The organism is Rubritalea tangerina (genome assembly GCF_042683245.1).
Classification (GTDB): Bacteria; Verrucomicrobiota; Verrucomicrobiia; order Verrucomicrobiales; family Akkermansiaceae; genus Rubritalea; species Rubritalea tangerina.
This window is the reverse complement of record NZ_JBHUJB010000021.1, coordinates 26,183-49,962: the sequence shown is the minus strand read 5'-3', so window position 1 is coordinate 49,962 and position 23,780 is coordinate 26,183. Positions and strand designations below refer to the sequence as shown.

Annotated in this window: 10 protein-coding genes and 1 tRNA gene; 8 read left to right on the top strand and 3 right to left on the bottom strand. The window is 49.7% G+C overall.

Annotated elements, in window-relative coordinates; genetic code table 11:
- The first annotated feature begins 5 nt into the window (after positions 1-5).
- The 4 genes from ACFSW8_RS04450 to ACFSW8_RS04435 all read left to right on the top strand — a co-directional run bounded on the left by ACFSW8_RS04450 (position 6) and on the right by ACFSW8_RS04435 (position 5,652).
- Positions 6-473 (top strand): protein-export chaperone SecB, encoded by a 468-nt coding sequence (locus tag ACFSW8_RS04450; protein ID WP_377090285.1) that lies wholly within the window; start codon positions 6-8, stop codon positions 471-473.
- Positions 473-1,324 (top strand): GIY-YIG nuclease family protein, encoded by an 852-nt coding sequence (locus tag ACFSW8_RS04445; protein WP_377090284.1) that lies wholly within the window; start codon positions 473-475, stop codon positions 1,322-1,324. Before ACFSW8_RS04450 ends, ACFSW8_RS04445 begins: the two co-directional genes overlap by 1 nt.
- 60 nt (positions 1,325-1,384) lie before the next feature.
- The gene (locus ACFSW8_RS04440; protein ID WP_377090282.1) at positions 1,385-2,335 is read left to right on the top strand and encodes an Abi family protein; all 951 of its coding nucleotides are present in this window, start codon (positions 1,385-1,387) and stop codon (positions 2,333-2,335) included.
- Between the two features lie 176 nt (positions 2,336-2,511).
- Positions 2,512-5,652, top strand: coding sequence for a type I restriction endonuclease subunit R (locus tag ACFSW8_RS04435; protein WP_377090281.1), 3,141 nt, complete (start codon positions 2,512-2,514; stop codon positions 5,650-5,652).
- 360 nt (positions 5,653-6,012) lie between these two features.
- Here the strand turns inward: ACFSW8_RS04435 and ACFSW8_RS04430 are convergent.
- The 3 genes from ACFSW8_RS04430 to ACFSW8_RS04420 all read right to left on the bottom strand — a co-directional run bounded on the left by ACFSW8_RS04430 (position 6,013) and on the right by ACFSW8_RS04420 (position 8,154).
- Positions 6,013-6,089 (bottom strand) — tRNA-Cys (locus tag ACFSW8_RS04430).
- Between the two features lie 79 nt (positions 6,090-6,168).
- Positions 6,169-7,470, bottom strand: coding sequence for an adenosylmethionine--8-amino-7-oxononanoate transaminase (bioA, locus tag ACFSW8_RS04425; protein ID WP_377090276.1), 1,302 nt, complete (start codon positions 7,468-7,470; stop codon positions 6,169-6,171).
- Between the two features lie 51 nt (positions 7,471-7,521).
- Positions 7,522-8,154, bottom strand: coding sequence for a hypothetical protein (locus tag ACFSW8_RS04420; protein WP_377177558.1), 633 nt, complete (start codon positions 8,152-8,154; stop codon positions 7,522-7,524).
- A gap of 158 nt (positions 8,155-8,312) precedes the next feature.
- Between ACFSW8_RS04420 and ACFSW8_RS04415 the strand changes: the two genes are divergently transcribed.
- The 4 genes from ACFSW8_RS04415 to ACFSW8_RS04400 all read left to right on the top strand — a co-directional run bounded on the left by ACFSW8_RS04415 (position 8,313) and on the right by ACFSW8_RS04400 (position 23,776).
- Positions 8,313-15,140 carry a hypothetical protein gene (locus ACFSW8_RS04415; RefSeq protein ID WP_377090274.1) on the top strand — a complete coding sequence of 2,276 codons (6,828 nt, stop codon included), beginning with the start codon at positions 8,313-8,315 and terminating at the stop codon, positions 15,138-15,140.
- 117 nt (positions 15,141-15,257) lie between these two features.
- Positions 15,258-16,259, top strand: coding sequence for an ABC transporter ATP-binding protein (locus ACFSW8_RS04410; protein WP_377085673.1), 1,002 nt, complete (start codon positions 15,258-15,260; stop codon positions 16,257-16,259).
- A 20-nt stretch (positions 16,260-16,279) separates the two neighbouring features.
- The gene (locus ACFSW8_RS04405; RefSeq protein ID WP_377090273.1) at positions 16,280-17,944 is read left to right on the top strand and encodes a hypothetical protein; all 1,665 of its coding nucleotides are present in this window, start codon (positions 16,280-16,282) and stop codon (positions 17,942-17,944) included.
- Positions 17,945-18,064: 120 nt separating this feature from the next.
- Entirely contained in the window at positions 18,065-23,776 is a 5,712-nt protein-coding gene (locus tag ACFSW8_RS04400; protein ID WP_377090272.1) for an alpha-2-macroglobulin family protein, read from the top strand.
- Positions 23,777-23,780: the final 4 nt, after the last annotated feature.

Below are 23,780 nucleotides of genomic sequence, written 5' to 3'. Positions count from 1 at the left end.
CTGCCATGAAACTCTCAGCACTACAGCTTGACCATTATTTTATCCAATCACAGGGGTTTGAAATGGACCCCAACTTTAATCCCGAAGAGGACATAGTCCATTCAACCAAAAGCCTCGACGTTAATGTCATATTCGACACCTTCACTCAAGAAGACGACGGAGGCAATGACGTACAAGCTTGTTTCCTCGAAGTTCAACACGAGGCCCCTGATGACATCAATGCCCCCTACTTGTTTCACCTTCGCATTGTAGGCTATTTTTCATGGCTCCCAAATACAAAAGTAGAGAACAAAAATCGAGTTTTCCGGGTCAACGCCCCGTCCATGCTCTACGGCATGGCGAGAGACATGATCAAGACTGACACGTCCAAAGGTCCTTATTCTCCAGTCCATCTCCCATCTGTAAGTTTCCTTTACCTTGCTGACGAACTAGACGAGAAAGCAGATGGCGATTCGATCACGCCTACAGAGTAGTGACCTCCCACGCCAAGACCATCCAGATCTTCCTTCCTGACGGCAACCCTCGCGGTTTAAAGATCGCAGAGTTCACCAGCCGCACGATCAAGACGATCCTCGTGCCACGCACTCAGTTAGATCTCGCCCTCAAACGCGAGGAGTTGGGTAATGTGGGCGTCTACTTTCTCTTCGGCGACACGACTCCCGGCAAGCTCACTCAGCTCTATATCGGTGAAGCTGAGGACTGTAGCACACGCCTGAAGCAGCACAACAAGCAGAAGGACTGGTGGAACGTAGCTGTCGTTTGCATCTCCAAGACGCAAGAGTTCACCAAGGCGCACGTAAAGTACCTAGAGTGGTACTGTCATCAGCAAGCTGAAGCGAGCGGTCGCTACAAGTTAGAGAACGGCAATATCCCGCCGAAGGCACACGTCTCCGAACCTGTCATTGCCGACCTCATGGACCACTTCGAGTCTATCAGCACCCTGACCTCCACCCTCGGCTACCCACTCTTCGATAAACCAACGAAACCGAAGCGCAGCGAGAAGCTCACCTGCAAGGGCAAGAAAGCCCTCGCCCACGGCGAATACACCGACGATGGCCTCACCGTCTTCGCAGGCTCCACCACCAACAAGAACTTCACTAAGTCGAGCCACAACTACATCCAAGTCTACCGCGACGGTCTGCTAGAGGACGGCATCCTCATCCCCGGAGAAAATCCAGACACCTATCAGTTCACCAAGAACCACACCTTCAACTCTCCGAGTTTAGCGGCAGCAGTACTCCTTGCCAGCAACTCTAACGGCTGGGTAGAATGGAAATACCCAGACGGTAAGACCCTTGATGAAGTAAAACGTAAGAACAGCTAACAAAATAACTGTTTGACCCCTATTTTTTAAACTTTAGCTTGATCTTGTCGTACATCGTCTATGCCTTACACTCGCCCATGGTTAAACCGTTCTGATCAGCTCTCCCTCCTCAAGAGTAGAGGACTAGTCGTCACAGATGACCAAGCAGCGGAAGAGTACCTCGCGCGTATCGGCTACTACCGTCTCAGTGGCTATTGGTATCCCTATCGTCATAAAATATCCTCTGGAAACACAACGAAGACCTACGATCAATTCATACCAGACGCCCGCTTCATTGACGCAGTATACCTCTACGTCTTTGATAAGAAATTACGGCTACTAGCGATGGACGCGCTGGAGCGTATCGAAATTGCAATCCGCGTCGAGATCGCGCATGTCTTAGGTGAGCACGATAAGTTCGCTCACATCAATGGAACATTACTGGATAAAAGCTTTCTCAAGCCCACAAAGAGAAGAGTTCCCAGCCATAAAGGCTGGGTAGACCGCTACAACAAGCTGATCAAACGCTCTAAAGAAGACTTCATCCATCATTACAAGAAAAGGCACGGACTTCCCCTTCCGATATGGGTGGCTATCGAAATCTGGGATTTCGGAACTCTTTCATTCTTTTATGCTGGAATGAAAGGTCGCGACAGAGACGCCATTGCAAGGAAGTTCAACGCAGTCGATGGACGCTACCTCAGCTCTTGGCTTCGCTCTCTCAACTACCTACGGAACCTCTGTGCTCATCACTCACGCCTGTGGAATAGGAACATTATTGATCAGCCCATCTTCCCTACTGGTACTGCCGCAGGTGACCTCCAGCATGTCTCAGGAGCAGCCCACAAGGCGCGTCCATTTGCTCTCTTTTGTATTCTCCAGCGCCTCATGAAAGAGATCTGTCCGAACAGCAGCTGGCATACACGCTTCAAAGAACACATGAGCCATTTCCCCCAAGATCTCAACGGGCATTGTACAACAAAGCAAATGGGGTGCCCTCAAAACTGGGAAGGGTGGAGTCTATGGCAATAGCAGCTCCCCTGAAAAATGAAAACCCCCGCGTTTCCGAAGAAAGAGGCGGAGGCCGTGTTGAGTATTTATTCGCACAGATATCCCGCCCCGTCAACTTATTACTTCCGATCTGTCAAGCTTCCTTAGCGGGCCCCGGTCATATTTTTCCACAAACCTAAACTACTCCGCAACTTCCTATGTCCTCCTACACCGAAGATCATCTCGTAGAACAACCAGCCATTCAGATCCTGAAAGATCAGCTCGGCTGGGAGTACTTGAATTGCTACAGCGAAAGCTTCGGTGAGTCTGGCACCTTAGGACGCAAGTCTCGCCACGAGGTAGTTCTCACCTCCCGGCTCAAAGCAGCTCTGACTAGACTCAATCCTGACGTTCCTGCTGACGGCATCAATCAAGCGATCGATGATCTGGTACTCGACCGCTCAGCACTCAGCCTAGTCGAAGCGAATCGGGAGATCTACACGCTGCTGAAGAACGGGATCAAAGTGAAGGTAACGAACCTCAAGACTCAACAGCAGGAAGAGAAGATTGTCACCGTTATCGATTGGAAGAACCCAGATAACAACGACTTCTTCCTTACCTCTCAGTTCTGGGTGGAGGGCGAACACTACACACGCCGCACTGATTGCATAGGCTTCGTCAACGGACTCCCCCTGGCGCTCATGGAGTTCAAGAAACCAAGCGTCCACATCAAGGAGGCCTACGACAAGAACCTAAGCGATTACAAATCCACTATCCCTCGGCTCTTCCACTTCAACGCCCTCATCCTTGTTTCGAACGGCATAGAGAATAAGGTAGCCAGTGTCACTGCCCCATGGGAACACTACAACGACTGGAAGAAAGCAGCCAGTGAGAGCGAGACACCAGAAACTACTCTCGACAACCTCCTCCTAGGCACCTGCGAAGCCAGCCGCTTACTCGACCTCATAGAAAACTTCACTCTCTTCTCTGAGAACAAAGGTTCCGTCCACAAACTGGTAGCGCGTAACCACCAATTCCTCGGAATCAACAGAACTGTCGAAGCTCTAGAGAAAGCCGAGGATCACCGAGTCGGTGTCTTCTGGCACACCCAAGGTTCGGGCAAGAGTTACTCCATGGTCTTCTTTGCTGAGAAGGTCTTCCGCCGCATTCGTGGTAACTGGACATTTGTCGTCATCACTGACCGCACAGAGCTAGACACCCAACTCTACCGAACCTTCGCCACCTGTGGTGCAGCAAAGGGAAAAGAATGCCACGCGAGCAGCTCCACTCATCTACGAGAGCTGCTAAGCCAAGACCACCGCTACGTCTTCACCCTCATCCATAAGTTCCGTACGGAGCCAGGTACCACTCACCCGATCCTCTCAGAGCGCAATGATATCATCGTCCTGACCGACGAAGCCCACCGAAGCCAGTACGACACCATGGCGATGAACATGCGTACAGCATTGCCTAACGCGAAGTTTGTGGCCTTCACAGGGACGCCACTTATCTCTGGAGAAGAGCGCACGAAAGAAGTCTTCGGTGACTACGTGAGTATCTACGACTTCAAGCAATCCGTGGATGATGGAGCGACAGTTCCCCTCTTCTACGAGAACCGCACTCCAGAGCTTGGGATCACCAACCCAGACCTCAACGAAGAAATCTACGAGGTAATCGAGGATGCGAACCTTGACGATGATCAAGAGCAAAAGCTCGAGCGTGTGTTAGGGAAGAAATACCACCTCATCACTCGCGAGGATCGACTCGACACTATTGCCAAGGACATCGTTCACCACTACCTCAACCGTGGTTATCAAGGCAAAGCAATGGTCGTATCCATCGATAAGCCGACTACTCTAAAAATGTACGAAAAGGTACATAGCGAGTGGGTAACAGAACGTGAGCGCGTCCGCGAGAGGCTGATCAAGCTCAGCCCCCAGTCGAAGGACTACGCCCCGCTCCATGAACGCCTCTGCATCCTCAATGACACCGACATGGCTGTGGTGGTTTCCCCGGGTCAGAATGAAGTCGAGGAGATGAAGACCAAGCACGGCATCGACATTCTACCACACCGCGAGCGAATGAATAACGAGGATCTCGAGACCAAGTTCAAAGATCCAGATGACCCCTTCAGCCTCGCCTTCGTCTGCGCGATGTGGCTCACAGGTTTCGACTCACCTAACTGCTCCACCCTTTATCTCGATAAGCCGATGAAGGGGCACACGCTCATGCAGACGATTGCCCGGGCGAACCGGACATATGGTGACAAGGTCAATGGCCTGATCGTCGATTACGCCAACGTCTTCCAAGCTCTCGAACAAGCTCTAGCCATCTATGGCTCTGGTTCAACAGGTGGCGAACTTCCTGTGAAGGACAAGAGCGAACTCGTGGAAGCGCTTAAGATTGCGCTGACTCAGACAGACGACTACTGCAAGAAATACAGTATCGTACTCGATCACGTCATGGCTGATCCCCAGAAGCATTTCATGCCTGCTGTGAACGCTTTGCTAAAGAACGATGAGATCAAGGACAACTACCTAGCTCATGCAGCAGATGTTACCAAGCTCTATAAGGCGGTGATGCCTGACCCGATCATTCCTGATCTCGCACCCAAGTGCCAAGTCGCACGTGAAATCGCGAAAGCTATCCAAGCGACGAAAGCACCCGCTGACATCACACAGGTGCTTCAAGAGATCGGTAACAAGCTCGACACTAACATCGTGTCTGAAGCAGGCTTAGAGCCAGGTGAAGCGGCTCAAACCATTGACCTCAGCTCTATCGACTTCGAGGCGCTAGAGAAGAAGTTCGCCAAGACGAACACCAAGAACACCGAAGCCCAGAAACTCCGGACCCTTATCGAACAGAAGCTCAATAAGCTGATTCGCTTGAACAGCTCTCGCTATGACTATCTCGAACGCTTCGAGCGGATGATCGAAGAATACAACAGTGGAGCGCACAACATAGAGGAACTCTTCAAAGAACTGGTAGCTCTCTCCATGGAGCTCACAGAGGAAGAAGAACGCCACATCCGTGAAGGCCTATCCGAGGAAGAGCTCGCAGTCTTCGACATCCTCACTCGCCCGGGACCAGACCTAACCGACAAAGAAACAACCGAAATCAAGAGGGTGTGCCGTGACATGTTAGCTATCCTCAAAACTGAGAAGCTCGTTCTCTCATGGAGACAGAAGCGCACTGCTAGAGCCGCAGTACGTATTGCGATCGAAGAAATGCTCGATGCAGGACTGCCAGAGGCATACACCATCGACCTCTTCGAGGCGAAATGCGGAGCCCTCTATCAACACGTCCTTCAAAAATACCCTGACAACGGAGAGAGTATTTACAATGGGAGTGTAGCATAGCGGTCCCACCACAAACCAACAATAGATGCGGGGCCGACTCTAAATTATCATCGGAACGCCCCAACTATTGGCGAACACGATGCCCACTTCGTAAAGTGGACAACGCAGTGTGACACAGAAATATCCTCCAGAACTGATCTTCATCCCTCCCTGCAAAAAAGGCAGCCTCACAGGCTGCCACAATTTAGAAAATTAGAGGCGGGATGATTCTCGCTCCACTCGTGACCTACAGTGAGCAAAATGCACCTCAGCATTTCGTATAAGCCGCCGCGTGCCACACGCTCCGTAGTCGAACTGCGTTCTCACCCCGCACCGCCAACAAAAAAAAGGCCACCGATTGGTGACCATTATTTGAACAATTGGAGGCGGAGGCGGGATTCGAACCCGCGAATATCGGTTTTGCAAACTGACGCCTTAGACCACTTGGCCACTCCGCCTTCTGATTTGTTGACACCTTAAGCTGAACGCTTGCGGCGCGGGCAGTTGTTAACCTCTACCCCAGTCACTGTCAATCACTCAATTGCTTAAATCTGGCGACTCCTGGCCCAAAACAGCACTAATACCTTGAGCAATAGCCACCAAGGCCAAATCAATTTCTTCTTCTGTAATCGACAAAGGTGGCAAGAAAACAAGGGTGTCCAAGATAGGGCGCGTCAAAAGACCATAGCGCCTCGCCGCCACGCACACTTGCTCACCCACGCGGCGAGCTGGCGCGAAAGCCTTCCCCTCAGCATCGCGCAGTTCAATCCCAACAACCACACCACATTGCCTCACCTCCGAAACATAGGGGCTCTCTTCTGCCAGACGCTGCAATCTTCCAGCAAGATAGTCCACCTTGGCGGGCAACTTTTCCAATGTACTCTCAGATTCAAAAATATCTAAATTAGCCAATGCCGCAGCACACCCGAGCGGGTTAGCCGTATAACTATGGCCGTAGTAAAAGGCCTTGCTCGCATCCCCTAAAAACGCCTCATAAATCTCCTCGCGCACCAAAGTCGCCGCCATCGGCAAATATCCCCCAGTAAGCCCCTTCGCGAGACACAAAAAATCAGGAACCACATTTTCTCGCTGGCAAGCAAACATCGTTCCGGTCCGCCCAAAACCAGTCATGACTTCATCTAGGATAAGATGAATCCCCTGCGCCTCAGTAAAGGCGCGCAAGTCACGCAACATCCCCTCAGGCCAGACGTGAATCTGATTCACCCCCTGGACGAGAGGTTCAATCACCACACCAGCCACCGAATCAAGCCCCTCCAATTCCTGCAGTTCAGCCAAGGAACTGACGAAACGCACCGGAAAACCAAATTTACGAAAGCGCTCAAAAAAGGCATTCACTCCACCTAACGAAGCAGCCCCCATAGTGTCACCATGGTAGCCATTAGCAAATGCCACAAACTCTGTACGCCCCTCCTCCCCACTCTGTAAACGGTATTGAATCGCCATCTTCAAAGCACACTCAAGAGCCGTCGAGCCGTCGTCCGAAAAGAACACCCTCTGCAGAGTAGTCTCCGGAAAGAACCGCACCAAGCGCTCAGAGAGCTCCGCCGCCAATGGATGCGAATATCCAAGAAAAGACGTGTGCGCCACCCGCGAAAGTTGCTCCGAGATAGCAGCGTTAATAACGGGATGAGCGTGACCGTGAATATTTGTCCATATCGATGCATTACCATCAATGTAGCGCTGCCCCTTAGCATCTTCTAACCAAACTCCCTCCCCGCGCACCAACATCAACGGCTTGCTCTCTTCCGAAGTCCACTCAGCTTGCCGAGTGAATGGGTGCCAACAATGCGCTTTATCCAATGCAATCCAGTCCGTCATCTCACCCGAGAGGTACTGATCCTCCTGCCTCTAAGCAACCCCCAATCAGAATTAATTCAAGGTGACCGTGTATAGATTCACACGGCCCTTCTCACGCGGAGTAAGAATCACATAGGCTTTCTTTTGCGGCATATGAAACCAACGCCCCTGAGTAACCATCTTCCACTCACCATCAAGCTCTTGCTCAACCACCACAGGCATCGCTGCAAAATGAACCAATTTCCTCTCGAAGGTCGGCACTTTTAGCACCCCCACACTCTCACATTCCGCCAGAAAATTATCCTCCGCCCCACGCTCCATTGGCAACACCGGCGACAATTCTACCTGTATTTTGTTTGGTAATCTATTCACCACCATCCTCTCACCACCTTGTAAGTCATCTTTCTCAAGATCCCTCACCACGCTCACCATCATCTCTGCTGGTAATGGCACTAAGGCCACCATGAAATGCTTCCCTCCCTCAGGCAAACTCACTTCAGCAATAGGCTCACGCGCATCCTCAGATTCAAAAACCAAAAAGCTGGACTCCCCCTCATAATGAACTTCTCCTCCTAATCCCGACCTCTGGATCGGCACCTTCTGCTTCTGCTGCGCAGTGCCAATATACACCACACCATCAGTAAACCTCTGAGGGCTACTCAATTGAATGCGACATTCCATCGCACCCAAACGCATCACACTCATAGCTAACAAGATAATACCCAATAATCGCATCCCTAACCACTATCGTAGATGCATGACGAGTGAAAGCATCGATTCTACCTAACACAGTCACATCCCCCCAAATACTAAGACTAACAAAATTCTCGACGTAAACCTCCGCACTTTCGTAGTTTAACATCATGATCCTACGTGTCCTCGCCTCACTCTCATTGCTCACAGCACACTCACTCCGTGCTGAATTCCAGACACCCATTGATGAACAATGGATTCTTAGCGAAGACAAAAAAACGTTCCTCCAATCACTCACTCCAGGAACCGACGACTACCACTTCTTTCACGCACTTTATTTCCAACAAAATGGCGAAACTGAGAACTTCCTCAAAACGATGCAGATGTGGAAACGCATCTACAAAAACTCCCCGCCAACCCGCGCCACCCAATTGCTCAATCGACAAACCATCCTCGATTATGAAGCCAATAAAGCAGGATCCGCTGAGGCTCTCATGAGAATCCTGGAACTAGATCAGGTGCACCTCAAACAAAACCCCAATAACCAAATGGACAAAACTCCAAGCACTCTGGATCCCAATAAAGTAAATCGAAAAGCCTTCCTTGATTCACTAGGCACACTCACCCCAAACAAATTACTTAACGCAACCACAAAGGACTATTGGAGAGAGCTCATTTCAAATGGTCACAACTGGACCAAACAAGAACGCATCACCATCCTCAAGAAAATCACAAGGCCTGACACCCCTGGCATCCTCCCCCTCATCGTCGAAAACTTCAAAGAACCCGGAGGGATCGAGCTCAATCAAATCGCCTGCGCAAATCAACTCTCGCTCAAACAACTTGATACGATTGCCACACAAATCCCAAAAATCCGCCATTCAAACCACTTCATCGCACTACGCATCTCCGCGATGCGCCCGATAGACACAAAAAACTTTGCCCGATTCCCCGAAAGAGAACTCGAATGGCTCGAACAACTCGACTCCTACGTCTCCAAACTACCCGCCGCGTATGATTCACTAAAAGCAAACGTTCTTTACCACCGCCTCCAAGCATCCGCCAACCAGGACACCTACACAAAGGACCTCTTTCTTCGCTACCTCAACCTCCCTCGCACTCATTCCCCAGTATGGCGAAAAAGAACCTCCAAATTCGCCCCCATCAACACCAGCAAATCATTCCATGACTGGACAAAGCTCACTCCCATCGGACCCGAACTCCCACTCATTGAGCGCTACCTAGATCACCTACTCGCGGACTCTAACAATCATGAATCCATCGCCCCCTTCTTTAACGACAAATATTTTAAGAAACGCGCCACTATTGCCCAACTTCTGTCAGGTGAACCTAGCAACAAAACCCAACAAGGCCTGAGCGCCGAAGAGTTTGAAACTCTCAGAGACAGCCGTGAGCTAAACATCGCTGATTCCACCCCCAACCATTGGAAGCAAGACGATACTGTTAAGCTTAAACTCGACCTCAAAAACATTCAGCAAATAACTGTCTCGATCTACGCTCTCGATAGCCTCCATTACACTAAAGAAACCAACAAGGAAATAACCAACTCGTTAGACCTAAGCAGCCTATCACCCAATTCCACACAAGTTATTGAAATTGATAAGCCTAAGTTTTTGCGCCATCGCACCGACTTAGAACTCCCAGAGTTGAAAGGCATAGGTAGCTGGATGGTTGAAATTTTTGCCAATGGCAAACGCTGCAGCGCACTCATCCATAAAGGTGAAGTCCACCACGCAATAAGAGACACGGGCAATGGCCTCGAGATGCTACTTAGTGATTACGACGGCACCCCACTCAAGGGTGCTGAAGTAATCCTCAGAAATAAGACCTACCTCAGTGATGAACGTGGGCAAATCAAACTCCCCTACTCGCCCATCCACACCAACACCCCAGCTATTCTCCACCTTCCTAGTAAAGACCGGAAAAATGGAATCACAAAAATCATCAACATCGAACGTAGTAAGCTCAATCAGTCGCTCCAAGTCTCAACAATCAGCCACCCAGAGCAATGGCTCGCAGACCACCCAGCCAGCTTACACTTCAAACCTAACTTTTTAGTCAATGGCAAATTGGGCGACCTCTCACGCATCAATTCTAGCCACGCCACCATCACCGGAGAACTCATCGACGGCCAAACGATTGAACTCGCCCGCTCTGAAATCAAAATTTCACCTAACGACTTCCTTAAACTTGGATTCACTGTCCCCAAAGGGCTCAAGACACTCACGCTAGAGCTTCGCTGCGTGCTCAAACCGAGTTCACCACGTACTCAAGCTCTTACCCTAAAGACAAAGAAGAACATCCCCGTCACTGCTGAGCCGAATACTGAAGAAATTGCTCACCATTATTTTTACAAAAATCAAAATAACGATTGGCTACTCCAATGTCTTGGCCGCAACGGCGAACCCTGGCCTAACCAAAACCTTGCAATCTCATTCACTCATAATCAATTCCACTCCCCCATCACCCTCTACTTAAAGACCGATCAAGATGGCCAAATTAATCTAGGACAACTCCATCAAATAAAATCACTCAAAGTCTCCACCTCAGAGGGAATTGCTGCATCCACTCTCACACTCACCCCTCAAAAATCCCTCACGCCACTTTCTTCTCATTTCTTAACTGACACACCAATCAAACTCCAACTCAGATCCCCACATAAGCTCTCTAACACAACCTTCTCTCTGCGCCAAATCGATGGAGCAAAAACCAACCACTTCAACAAACTCTCACTCACCAACAAGCAGCTAGAAATTGCACAGCTACCCGCAGGAAATTACTCCCTCATAGTTCCAGGCTACCTCCCTCATAAGTTTGAAGTCCTTCAGGCAACCCCACAAAATCAATGGTGGACACAAGCTGGTCGAGCACTTGCCACCCCCCTCCCAAACTCCCCACAAATCATCGATCTCAACACCACGGAGTCCAAATTAACTGTCCAACTCAGTGACTCAAATCAACACACTCGTATCCATCTACTCGCCTACCATTATTCCACTAATACAACACCCTACCTCCCAGAGCCCCCACGCATCAGCTCACCAACAGATTTCCACTTTGGATTCACCCCATCCATCTATAACAATGGCGGCAACCTCTCCGAAGAATACCAATACATCCTCAATCGTAGATCACACGGAGATAAACTCGGTAATATGCTCGAACGTCCAGCCTGGCACATTTACCCATGGCAAACCCAAAATTCAGCATCCTACTTAAGTGAGTTAGAAGAAGGGGGCTTCGGATCTGGAGGTAGACGCGGTTTTGGATCAGTCGCCAAAAAATCAGCAAAAAAATATGCCCCCCATAGCCACCCCAGAACGAGCAGCCCAATCCACTTCCTCTCTGAACCTGCAAAGGTGATCGCAAACCTAACACCAAACCAACAAGGAAAACTTGAGATCAATTTAGACAAATTCCAAGGCTTCCAGCGTATCGATGCCATCCTAACACAAGGCCCTCAGTTCGACGCACAACAGCTTACTCTAGGCTCGCAAGATATCAAAAAAATCGATCTCAGACTTGCAAAATCCCTCGAACCAAAAACCTCCTTCAAGGCGACCGAGACATACGCTATACTCAAACCCAAAGCGTCGGTCACAATCGAAAACATCGTCGATGCCGAGTGGAAATCATACACAACCCTCGATAACCTCTTTAGTTACTTCCATACCCACGCCTCAACATCCGAGTTCAGAGACAAGCTCAACCAGTTCGCGCCACTTCTGCAGTGGCCAACACTCAATCAACAAGAACGCCTCCAACTTGTTTCAAAAATTCATTCCCATGAATGCCACCTCTTCATTCATCAACACGATAATGATTGGTTCAACACCCACATCAAACCCACACTAGTCAATAAACGTCGCAAAGACTTCATCGACCACTACCTCCTTGGCCACGACCTCAGCCATTACGCCAAACCACGCTACTTCCACAACCTAAACACAATCGAAAAGGCCATACTCGCACAACAGCTCAAGTCTAACGCGATCAAAGCACACTTGGAGGCCGAATATGAACGTGTAAAGCCTGACTCAGAAGCTGAGACTATACTTTTCACCTCCCTCCTCAAACAAGGCTTCGAGAGCGACTTGGACTTCATGAAACTCAGCCTAGCCCCAGACGCCTCATCCATCTACATTAGAAGAAAACTCCAGAACATCATACTCCCATCGGTTAATTTTCAAAATATCTCACTCGCCCAAGCCATCGACATCCTATATTCACGCGCGCGAGAACTAGACACCCTGGAGTTAGATCCACAAAAGAAAGGCGTCCACTTCTCATTAAGCACCACATTATCTCCCCATTCAAACAACAGTGAGTTCGGTGGCTCCAAGCCCCCCCTCATTCGCTCACTGCAGCTTAAAAACGTTCCTCTGGAAATAGTCCTCCAGCAGCTGTGCGATATGACTCAGACCCGCTACAAAGTCGAAAATGGCGCCATCTCTATTCTGCCTGCCACGGACTTCGACAACACTGACTTCTACACCAGAAACGTCCAAGTCCCACCGGATTTCATGACCCTACTGAACGACGGCAGTGGCAGCATGGATGACCCATTCGCCGACGACACCCCAAACCGTCTAACTGCCCAACCTCCTCTAAAAGAACTCCTAGAGTCTGCAGGCATCACATTCCCAGAGGGTGCCAGCGCCAGCTTCAACCGAGCAACCAACACAATAACCATCAGAAACACCGCAAACAATCTCGATATGATAGAGATGCTGACGACAGAACTTCGTAGCCCATCAACAAGTAAGCTAGAAGACACCATTACACTAAGATCCCGCTCTAATATTACGACCCCTGAAGAAAAAATTGCCTCAGACGCATTTAGCGATGACCCATTCGCTGAGAGTGTAGATAACTCTTCAGCATTGATCATTGATGAGGCAGCTCTCCCCCATGAAACTAAAGCCTACGAAGACGCCTACTATTTTAAACATAAACAACTAAATGGCTCCCTCGATATCCAAGCAAATCGCTTCTGGATACAATTCGCACAATCTCCCGCGAACCAACCATTCCTGAGTCCACATTTCGCAGAGTGCAAAAACACCCCGCATGAGGCGCTAATCACTCTCGCTCTATCTGACCTCCCATTCAAAAGTGAAAAACCAAAGGTGAAGATAGAGAGAAACTCGATGCAGATAACCGCTAACAAAGCAATGCTGCTCTTTTACAGAGACCTACAGCCCTCCAAAACTGTTGGCGACAAACTTCTCGCAAACCTTCGTTACTTCCGCCAAGGCGACAGAATTTCAGAAGACCAGTACGGCAGAGAACGTGAAAACACCATCACCGGCTCTTTTCAAACCCTCACCCCCTACGAGGCACACCTTGTCATAACCAACCCATCCGGCATCGCTCGTGAAATTGATATCCTACGTCAAATCCCCTCAGGCGCGATCCCACTCGACACCCCAGACACACTGCTCTCGCTCAGCACTACCCTGAGCCCACACAGTAGCTGGCAACACGTCATCCGCTTCTATTTTCCTAAAAAGGGAGAACACCAGCACTACCCACCACAAGTTCACGAAAATGGAGCTCAAGTAGCTGACATCCAAACTCAAACAATGAATGTCGTCGACCACCTACCAGTCGAATTGAAAGACACTTGGTTGCAACTCGTCTTTGGTAATGACGAAAACGCCATCCTTGATGCTCTCAAGAAGAGGCCCGCTCACACAATCAATGTCGAAGCTCTAAGCTCACGCATGGCTCAACCCCAGTTCTATCAGCAAGCCATGCCAATCCTAAAAGAGCGCCTGATGCCGACAGCCCACTTCACCTCGCATGCTATTGCTCTCAGAGATCTTGACACACTTGCTGACTACTTGAGTAACCCAACAGTAAGCTCTAACTATTTTGGCACCTACTTCACCTCTGAGACCTGCGACATCAACCCTTATGCTAACTACCAATTTACTGACACAGAATGGCGCCCACTTATAACCGCGAGAAGTTACCCACTCATCCACAGTAACCGCATCAGCAATGAGAAAGTCTTCGTTGACTACCTCAACCTCCTCCAACAACTCATCTGGCTACCCGAGTTAGATAACGATGCCAAACTCACCCTCGTCTACCACCTCTTCCTCCACCAAAGAAATTCCCTAGCACAGGAAATTCTACAAACCTGCTCGAAGGAAGATAGTGACGCAAAAATGCAATTCGACTACCTCACCTGCTACACCCATTTCCTCAATGGCTCACCAAACTTGGCAGCCCCCATCGCCCAAAAGTGGGTAAAGTCATCTACAGAACCATGGACCTCTAGGTTTCAGCAAGTACTCGATCAATCACAGCAAATCGCAGAGAAATCCATTATGCAGATTGCCGAAAATGGAGACAGCGATACCCAACAGAAATTTTGGGCAGCCCACCTCAAGAAAAACAACACCCTGCAGATTGAACATAAAGGAATAGATCAAATATCTATCCAAGTCTACCCAGTGGACCTTGAAGTCCTCTTCTCTAACGCCCCATTCCTTGACTCAAAAAGTACAAACTATAAAGCAATACGCCCACTCCAAGAACTGCAAGTCAAATTGCCCGCAGACAAGTCACTTACAGAGGTAAAGCTTCCTGAAACCTACCAGACTGGCAGCCGACTCCTTGTGATCAACAAAGAGGGCAAAGAATGGATCCACCCACTCCAGAGCTCGAAGCTCAATATGCTTATTGATAAGCACAATGGGATACTCCAGGCCGTCCACAACAAGACCCCCACACCCAAATGTTACGTTAAAGTCTACGCCCTCCTGAATGACGGCACCACTGAGTTCTTCAAAGATGGACACACCGACCTACGCGGTATGTTCGACTTCAGAAGCCATAATACTCACGCTCCAGATGCTGTCTCCAGCTACGCATTCTTTATCAGCCACCCAGAGCTCGGTAGCATCACCCGCATTCTCGGCGATAGACGCCCGAATAATGGCGATTTCCTGCCCCCGCTCGATTGACTATCAACCGCAACATCTGAAATAATACAACGATGTTGAGAACTTAGCTGACACCACAATAGATTCCCCTATTTTTTTCTAACGTGATCTAGCAATTCATGCTATTGGTAATAGTTCATGCCATCTCCCGCTGACACCCTCACTTCAGATGAACCTGTTGGTCCACAATTAGCAACACCTCCAGCCATCTCCATCCAAGACCTTAGAATCGACTATGGATCACACCTCGCTGTCGATAATATGTCCGTCGATATTGAGCGTGGTGTCATTTACGGCCTCGTCGGCCCGAATGGTGCCGGTAAAACCTCCACATTCAAGGCCCTTGCATCACTCCTCAAACCAACACTCGGGAAGATCTACCTCAATGGCCACGACATCGTCACCCACCAAAGACTCGCTCAGGCAAACATCGGTTACATGCCAGACATGGCCCCAGTTGCTTCCGACCTAAAAGTCTGGGAGTTCCTCGATATGTTCGCTGGAGCCCACGGCCTCAGCGGCAAAGAAAAAAGCACGCGTATCGATGAATGCATTGCCCTCGTCGACCTCCATTCCGAATACCATGCCATGTGCACATCCCTCTCCCGCGGCATGATGCAACGACTCGTCCTCGCCAAAACTCTACTCCACCGCCCAAGCCTCCTCATCCTGGATGAACCCGCCAGTGGTATGGATATCAAATCACGTGTCGGCTTGCGAAACATCCTCAGAAATATCTGTAAATCTCACGGCGCCACCGTGCTCATAAGCTCACACATCTTGCCTGAACTCACTGAGATGTGCGATGAAATTGGCATCCTGCACAAAGGGCACCTCCTAGATTCAGGTCCAGTCCATGACGTCCTCCACCGCATGACCGGCCTCTTGCCTGAAATCAAAATCCGACTCGCAGAACCACCCGACATGCACTGGAAAGAATGGCTACTAGCTCAAGAGTATGTATCTAACATCCTTGGGGAGGACGCCACCCACTTTAGCTTCCACTTCGAGGGCGAAGAATCAGACCTCGCTGAGCTTCTCCGTAGGATGATTACCCAAGGCTACCTCGCATGTCGCGTAAGTGAACGCCAACGCAGCCTCGAGGAAATATTGTTAGACCTCGAATACGACGGCCATTAGCAACCACCTTTCTCACTTCCATGTCTGACAAAGAACAAGCCGAAGCTCTAAAAGACCTGCCACAATGCTGGCAAATCTGGCGTAACCCCATCTTTATTAGATACCGCCGATCACGACTAAGACTCAGCTCGTTAGTCACAGGTGTACTCCTCTATGGAGGCACTTCATTTCTCTTTTTCCTGATAGCTCTTGGCTATACCCAATCATACACAGACAAACCATTCACCGAGACTGCGGTCTGGCCATTTGGCTTCATCGTACTCCTGCAGCTCTTCATCATGAACTTCGTCGGCACTGGCGAGGTCGCTTCTGGCATGGCGCGCGAGTCTATTGATGAAGTACTCACCTACCAGCGTCTCACCCCACTCAGCCCAGCGACAAAAATCATCGGCTACCTCTTCGGGCTCCCTGTGAGACAGTTCTATCATTTCTTTGCCACCCTCCCAGTCACCATCATCATTATCAGACTTGGTGATATTCCAAGCGAAGTCTGGCTCCCCATATACGTTGTCCTCTTCACCTCTACACTCATGTTCTACCTCCTCGCCATGACGGTAGGCTTCATCATGGGCAAACGTTTCTCAGCTCTCATTTCACAAGGTCTCGTAGCCCTTCTCTATTTCGCTCTCCCACAACTCTCTAATTTTGGCTTTGTCATTTTTGAATACCTGACCATCAGACCCGCCTTGTTTGCTTCAGCCCAAATCATGGCACCCAATATCGAAATGTTCGACACAAGCCGAGTCGCTTTGTTCTACTACTGGGAAATTTCACACACCGTATACTGCATCGTCCTCCAGTGCCTCATCGCATGGATTTTCTACAGCATCCTGCTCAGACGATGGAGACTAGAAAGCTCACATCTCCTCTCGAAACTCCAATGCATCGTCATCGCCGTACTCATGCATGCCATCGTCCTCGGCGGCATCTGGGCCAATACCACTAACGGCTCAATGTTTGATATCGATCTCAAGGCTAACTCACCTGAAGTCGAGTTAGCCCAACAAACTATCGAGGAAAACACAGAACTCATTGCCGCCACAGTCCTTTCCCTCTACGGCATCATTGGTTTCGCCACGGCCATTTTGCTGCAATACATCTACACCCCCGATAAATTTCGCTACCTTGCCGGCCTCCGTGAACGTGACAAACGTGGTGGCCACCCATACGCACTCTGGAAAGATTCTGCCAGCGGCATCCCCACCAGCCTCATTATCTCAAGCATTACCATCGCTGGTTGGATCATCTATACCGAGCATTTCACAACCTGTACTGAAATCACCCAGTTTCTCGACGGCACACCTATCACCCCCGTGGAGCACATGATCATCGCAATTTCCTTAAGCACTCTCCTCTCACACGCCCTCAGCCTAGAATATCTCGGTCGCAAGCTCGCCGCTACCATCTCATGCTTCGTCTGGGTCATCCCACTTGCTGTCGCTCTCCTCTTCTCAGCATGGAAATTTGGCGACCAAGTCTCATCCTTCATCTACGGTTTCTCACCTCTCTCTATGCACTTCTCCCCAGGCTACATCCTCGCTACTATCAAAGTTTCAGAGGACCCCACCCAGTTCATTTTCGGCTGTAAATTAGGAATCACCATCTTCACCTGCATCACAGCAGCCACCCTCTACCTCCTCATAAAACGTCACAAACGCTACCTCCAACTCAGAGACCAAGTCTAGCCCCCATACACAATGTGACTTTCCCATCACAAATATTCTATTGCTATTTTTTTAACATTTAGTGTAATTTACAGCATTGTTTGAAACGTACGTATTGTTTGAACGAACCACCCTTGTGTCATGAAGTCCCTTGCCCTAACCACCCTGGTATTTGCGCCCATCCTTTGCGCGCAACCAACGCTCAAAGTCAGCACCTCCCAACTCGCTCCAGAGTCAGAATTTACCATCACTTTCGATCAAGCCGTCGTGCCAGAAACACAGCTGAACGAGTTGACTAACAATACGATCCTTAAGATCAAACCAAAGTGGGAAGGGCAAATCCAATGGCAGGCTCGCAACATCGCAACCTTCTACCCGAGTGTCCCACCCAAACTTGGTACGAAATACACCTTCAACATCTCCGACACACTCACTTACCAAGATGGAACTAAGGTACCTAACTTCAAAACAAGAACGATCGAAGCCCCAGCCTTCGGTTCGACTTATCACAGACGCTACAATAAAGGAAATAACCGAAAGCCCATTAGCTACTTCCGCTTCAACGACGCCGTCAACCCAACTAAACTAGACAAAAAATTCTACTACATCAGTAAGGAAGGAAGCACAGTCCCAGCAGTTGTTAGACAAGCGCTCTGGTCCGACCTCGAAAGCACATATTATATCAAACCCACATGGGATGAACGCTTCACAATTCAACTCAAGCGACGCGCTGGTGAGACCATCCCCGCTGAAACTCAATGGGAGAAGAATGCACCTATTCCTAACGGCATCATCGCCACTCCCCAATACCCACTTTCAGTCGGCTCTGACTGGAAGCTCGTCCTGAAAAAAGGAATCACCAATAGCGCAGGCACAAGCAAAACCAAATCAGAATCTCAAAAACTCATCTGGAGTATCGACCCCCTCAAAGTTGAAAAAATCATCCCTGCTGTCTTCGCTGACCGTCCTCGCTCGATCTATGTGACCTTTAACTCAGACATCCCCGACCCATTAGTCACTGAAGGCCTCCGTGAACTTATCAAAGTCACACCAACACCCAAAAATTTAAACTTCAATAGACGCTACGACGACACAGTGCAAATCACCGGTGACTTCTACACTCAAGACACTTGGGCAGTCACCGTCGATTCGGACTTCGCCGCAAAAAATGGCCTCATGTTAGGAAAGTCAGCAACGTCAGAAGTGAAGTTCGATTACGTCGAGTCCGGCATTGCTCTAGCCAGTTATGATTCTGCACAATATGCCAAAGGTTCACGTAGCTTTAAAATTGATACCGTCAATATGCGTGAGATCCGAGTGCGCATCAAACTATTGAAAGGAGCTGAGTCCATCCGAGCCCTTCAAGGCTATCGCCACTACACTGGCAACGGCAACGACTATGACACCATCAAAGATAATGCCCCACTCCCATTCGAACTCATCTCAGGCAGCCCGATCTATGATAAAGTCATCACACTCGACAATGCCATCGATACCTCCAAGCAAATTGAGATAGAATGGGACGACGTCCTCCCACCTAACACCACATTTGCTTCCGCATTCATCTCTGTTACCGGCCAACCGAAAAAACGAATGTCTTCAAAATCAGGCCTCAAGCGCTGTGTACAATCAGTCGTCCAACTCACCGATATTGGCCTGGCTTGGAAACTCAGTGATAAAAAAACTTGGGTCTACGCCTACTCACTCGAAACTGGTAAGCCCCTCGAAAATGTCACACTCAGCATGTATGGAGAAGACGCCACGCTCCTACACACTCGCAAGACCAACCCTCAAGGTATCGCCGAGATTCCTAACACCAAACTCGACCGTCACCTTATCGCTACCCGTGCCGCTGACCAATTCGCTATCACCTACGACAATTCACTCTCCACCGTCTCCATGTGGAGGTTTCCAGTCGACTTCAGTTGGGATGAACAAATAAATTGGCAACACAAAGTCCAACTCATCACCGACCGCAACCTCTACCGCCCCGGTGAAACAGTCCGGCTCAAAGGCGTCGTCCGCCAGCACCTCGACAACCAACTACAACTATCCCCAAGCAAAAAAATCCAGCTCTCCATCAGAGACCCGCGCAACCGTGAAATCAAAACCGAAGAACTCGACCTCAGTGACCGCAATAGCTTCGACTATACCTACACATTGCCGGAAAATACAGTCGGAGCATACCAGTTTAAAGTCACCGTCCTAGGCAAGGACCTCGATGACGACCAAACATTCTCTCGCTACTTCCACGTCCAAGAATTTCGACGAAACGCCTTCGAAATCACTTCAAAAATCCACCCGCTAGATATCGCCCAACGCGACCTTCAACTAGACATAAATGCCCAATATTACCAGGGCACCCCCGTCGCCGAGGGTAGAGTCCAGTGGTTCAGCACAGTCGCCCAAATTGGATTCTATCCAGATAACTTCCGTGACTTCCAATTCGGCGATCACCGAAGCTACGACCCCTACTACTGGAGCCACTACTTTGGTTATGGAAGCTCTAGCAGATACCGTGATACCGAACACAATAACGGAAATGCTCAGCTCAGCGAAAATGGTACTACCACCATCAACACCACCATCCCAGAGCCAGACTTCCCAACACCCCAACACATCAGCATTGAAACCGAGGTCACGGATTCACGCGACCAAACATTAACCACAAAAAACTCCACCACTTTCTTCCCTAGTGCTCTGTATTTCGGCATCGCTCGAAACGACTCACTCGTCCGCGTCGGTGACACGCACAAGATCCGCTTTGTAGCCGTTAACACCAATGGCAAACAAAGCCAAAAGCAACACGACGCCCAACTCACAATCGAGCGCGAATTCCACCAAACCGTGAAAATTCTCGGCGCTGATGGAACCACACGCACCCATAATAAAAAGGAAGTCGAAGAAATTGGCACCCATTCGCTCGCGTTCCAACCAGGCACCCCTACAACTTTCGACTTCATCCCCAAAACATCTGGACGCTATACCTTCACCGTCACCGGAAAAGATTCCTCCGGCCACCCCACTCGAACCGCAAGCACACTCTACGTCTACGGTGAAGGTGTCTACCCATGGGCTAGCGAGCAAGGAATGCGCATCAAGCTCGTCAGCGAGAAAAAAAGATATCAAGTCGGCGATACTGCCAAATTGTTAGTCATGACCCCCATCGAGGGTACAGCCCTCGTTACGGTGGAGAGACAAAACGTCATCGAACACTTCCAAGTAGAACTTAAATCAAATAACCCAGTCATCGAGTTCCCAATCTCAGAGGCTCTTGCACCAAATGCCTTCGTATCAGTGTTACTTATTAGAGGCGCTGATATGAGCCCCAGAAAGTACAAGCAACCAGCCCTCAAACTCGGCTATTGTGAAATCACTGTCGATGACCCAAGCAAACAACTCACCGTCTCATTGGACACCCCATCAGAGAGTGTGCTACCTGGTGCCGACACCACCCTCCAAGGCGTAGTCCTCGACAATCAAGGGAAACCAGTAAGTAACGCAGAAGTTCTCCTCTATGCGGAAGATGAAGGCACCCTCGCAGTGATGGGATACCAAACTCCATCCCCCCTTCATTTCTTCCATTCCCCAATCGCTCTGACCCTGAAGACCGGCACTGCCCTTGGCGAGCTGCTCGATGACAACCCCGACCATCGCTACATGGCAAATAAAGGCTTCACCATCGGTGGCGGAGGTGCCCCAGTACCCGTCCTGGCAATGGGTGATGAAGATGAAGTCCAAAACCGCACCAATTTCGACCCCTGTGCAGCTTGGTTTCCCACACTCACCACCGATGCTTCTGGGAAGTTTGTTGCCAACTTCTCAGTGCCCGACACCCTCACAAGGTACAGAGTAATAGCCCTCGCCTACCATGAAGCAGACTGTTTTGGTTCTAACACTGGAGCTTTCACGGTGAAGAAAGACCTGATGTTGGTGCCCAAACCACCAAGATTTGCAAATGAAGGAGATCACTTGGAAACCAAAGTCCTAGTAGAAAACACAAGCACCTTTGAGGGAACCTGGGAAGTTAGCCTCAAAGCCGACAGCCTCTGCAAACTCCCAGATAGCACTAACAATACACTGGTAAAAACTATCAACCTCAAAGCAAATGGTTCCGCCACTCTGAGCTTCCCAGCAAAGTTCATCAACACTGGTGACACTACTTGGACTTGGTCAGCAACTCCTGTCGCCCTCAATAACGCACAGCTGAACACTCAGCTAAGCAAACAGTTGAGCGACAAGGTAGAAAACACCTTCACCGTGGCCTACCCTAGACCCCTCCTCAGTCAGTCGCGCTTCCACAGGCTTAATGCACAATCCCCAACTACAAATCTTGTAGCCAACATGAACCCCATCATCATGAATGGCCGCGGTCATATGGAGCTAGAGTTCTCTAACTCACTCCTTTTGGAAGCATCTGGCGCCTATGACTACTTACTAAAATACCCATACGGTTGCGTCGAACAAACCACTTCAAGCCTCATGCCTTGGTTCGCAGTCAATGACCTTAAAGGCATTATCCCTAGCTTCGCAGAGAAATCCGATGCCGAGGTCGCTAAAGCACTGCAAAAAGGAGTTGATCGCCTCCTTAGCATGCAGACCCCCAGCGGAGGACTCGCATACTGGCCAGGTGGCCAGACCCCCGAAGATTGGGCCACTGTTTACGGTGGAATGGGGATAGTTCTAGCACTCCAACAAGGAGCTGAAGCTCCAGAAGACTCGATTGAAAAACTCGCACAATATCTCACCAAAATTGCTAATGGTACTACCAAAGAGCCTAAATATCGCTCTTGGCATACCGACACCCGCGCCCGCGCCCTCTATGTTCTAGCCCTGGCTGGCAACCCTAATGTCGCAGCTCAAAATGCCTTCTATACAAAGAGAAACAGCCTCACAAACTCAGCCAGAGCATTCCTAGCCCTTGCTATGCACCTCAGTGGTGATGATAAAAAATTCGCAATCGAACTCCTAACCAACGATGGAGCGCAGCCCGATCGTAACCACTGGATGCTCTACCGCTCTGACATTCCCGTACAGCTCCTCGCCTGGTCAACCATTGACCCAACCAATGCCGAAACTGATAAGACCATGCTCAAACTCCTCCAATACAGAAACCCAATGGGACATTGGAGAACCACTTGGGTCAATGGATGGGCAATGAACGCAATGGCTGCCTACGGCCGCTTTGTCGAAGCAAAGCGCCCTAACAGCACTATTACCCTCGCCACCACACAAGGAAACCAAACCATCACCTTGACCAACAAACAACCAAGTAAATCACTTAGACTCCCACTCGCTGAAGCCCAAACTCTCATGGCCAATGCTGACGAAAAAGTCTACATCCGTGCCAAAGCAAGTGCGAAGCCGGAAGTTGCCCCTTCTGGTCCAGTTGCTGCCAATGGCTTATCCATCCAGCGTAAATACGAACGCATCAATGCCAAAGGCCAAACCATCCCTCTCGAACAACCACAGGTGGGTGACCTCATCAAAGTCAGCCTCACTGTCGGCATGCCAGCTGGCATGCGATACATCGCTATCGATGACGCGCTGCCAAGTATCCTCGAGTCCGTAAACGACCAATTCGCCTCACAAGCCAGCATCCATAGCTCAAAAATTCAAAAAAACTACCGGATCTCTAACCAAGAATTTAGAGCTGAACGGACACTCTTCTTCCTGAATCGCTCCTGGGGGTCTCAGAAACAAACCATCTCTTACCTTGCTCGAGTCACTGCAGCAGGGACGGTTCACGCTCCACCAGCAAAAGCTGAAGCGATGTATAATCCAGAAGAATACGCGCTCTCTGAAGCGCACACATTCACCACAGTAAACCCGCATGCTACTGCTGGGGAGTAGGAGT

Bases quoted from the DNA above. Each gene is read 5' to 3' on its own strand.
- ACFSW8_RS04420 (WP_377177558.1), bottom strand. From the start codon at position 8,154: ATGAGTGTGATGCGTTTGGGTGCGATGGAATGTCGCATTCAATTGAGT.
- ACFSW8_RS04410 (WP_377085673.1), top strand. From the start codon at position 15,258: ATGCCATCTCCCGCTGACACCCTCACTTCAGATGAACCTGTTGGTCCA.
- ACFSW8_RS04435 (WP_377090281.1), top strand. From the start codon at position 2,512: ATGTCCTCCTACACCGAAGATCATCTCGTAGAACAACCAGCCATTCAG.
- ACFSW8_RS04405 (WP_377090273.1), top strand. From the start codon at position 16,280: ATGTCTGACAAAGAACAAGCCGAAGCTCTAAAAGACCTGCCACAATGC.
- ACFSW8_RS04400 (WP_377090272.1), top strand. From the start codon at position 18,065: ATGAAGTCCCTTGCCCTAACCACCCTGGTATTTGCGCCCATCCTTTGC.
- bioA (WP_377090276.1), bottom strand. From the start codon at position 7,470: ATGACGGACTGGATTGCATTGGATAAAGCGCATTGTTGGCACCCATTC.
- ACFSW8_RS04440 (WP_377090282.1), top strand. From the start codon at position 1,385: ATGCCTTACACTCGCCCATGGTTAAACCGTTCTGATCAGCTCTCCCTC.
- ACFSW8_RS04415 (WP_377090274.1), top strand. From the start codon at position 8,313: ATGATCCTACGTGTCCTCGCCTCACTCTCATTGCTCACAGCACACTCA.
- ACFSW8_RS04450 (WP_377090285.1), top strand. From the start codon at position 6: ATGAAACTCTCAGCACTACAGCTTGACCATTATTTTATCCAATCACAG.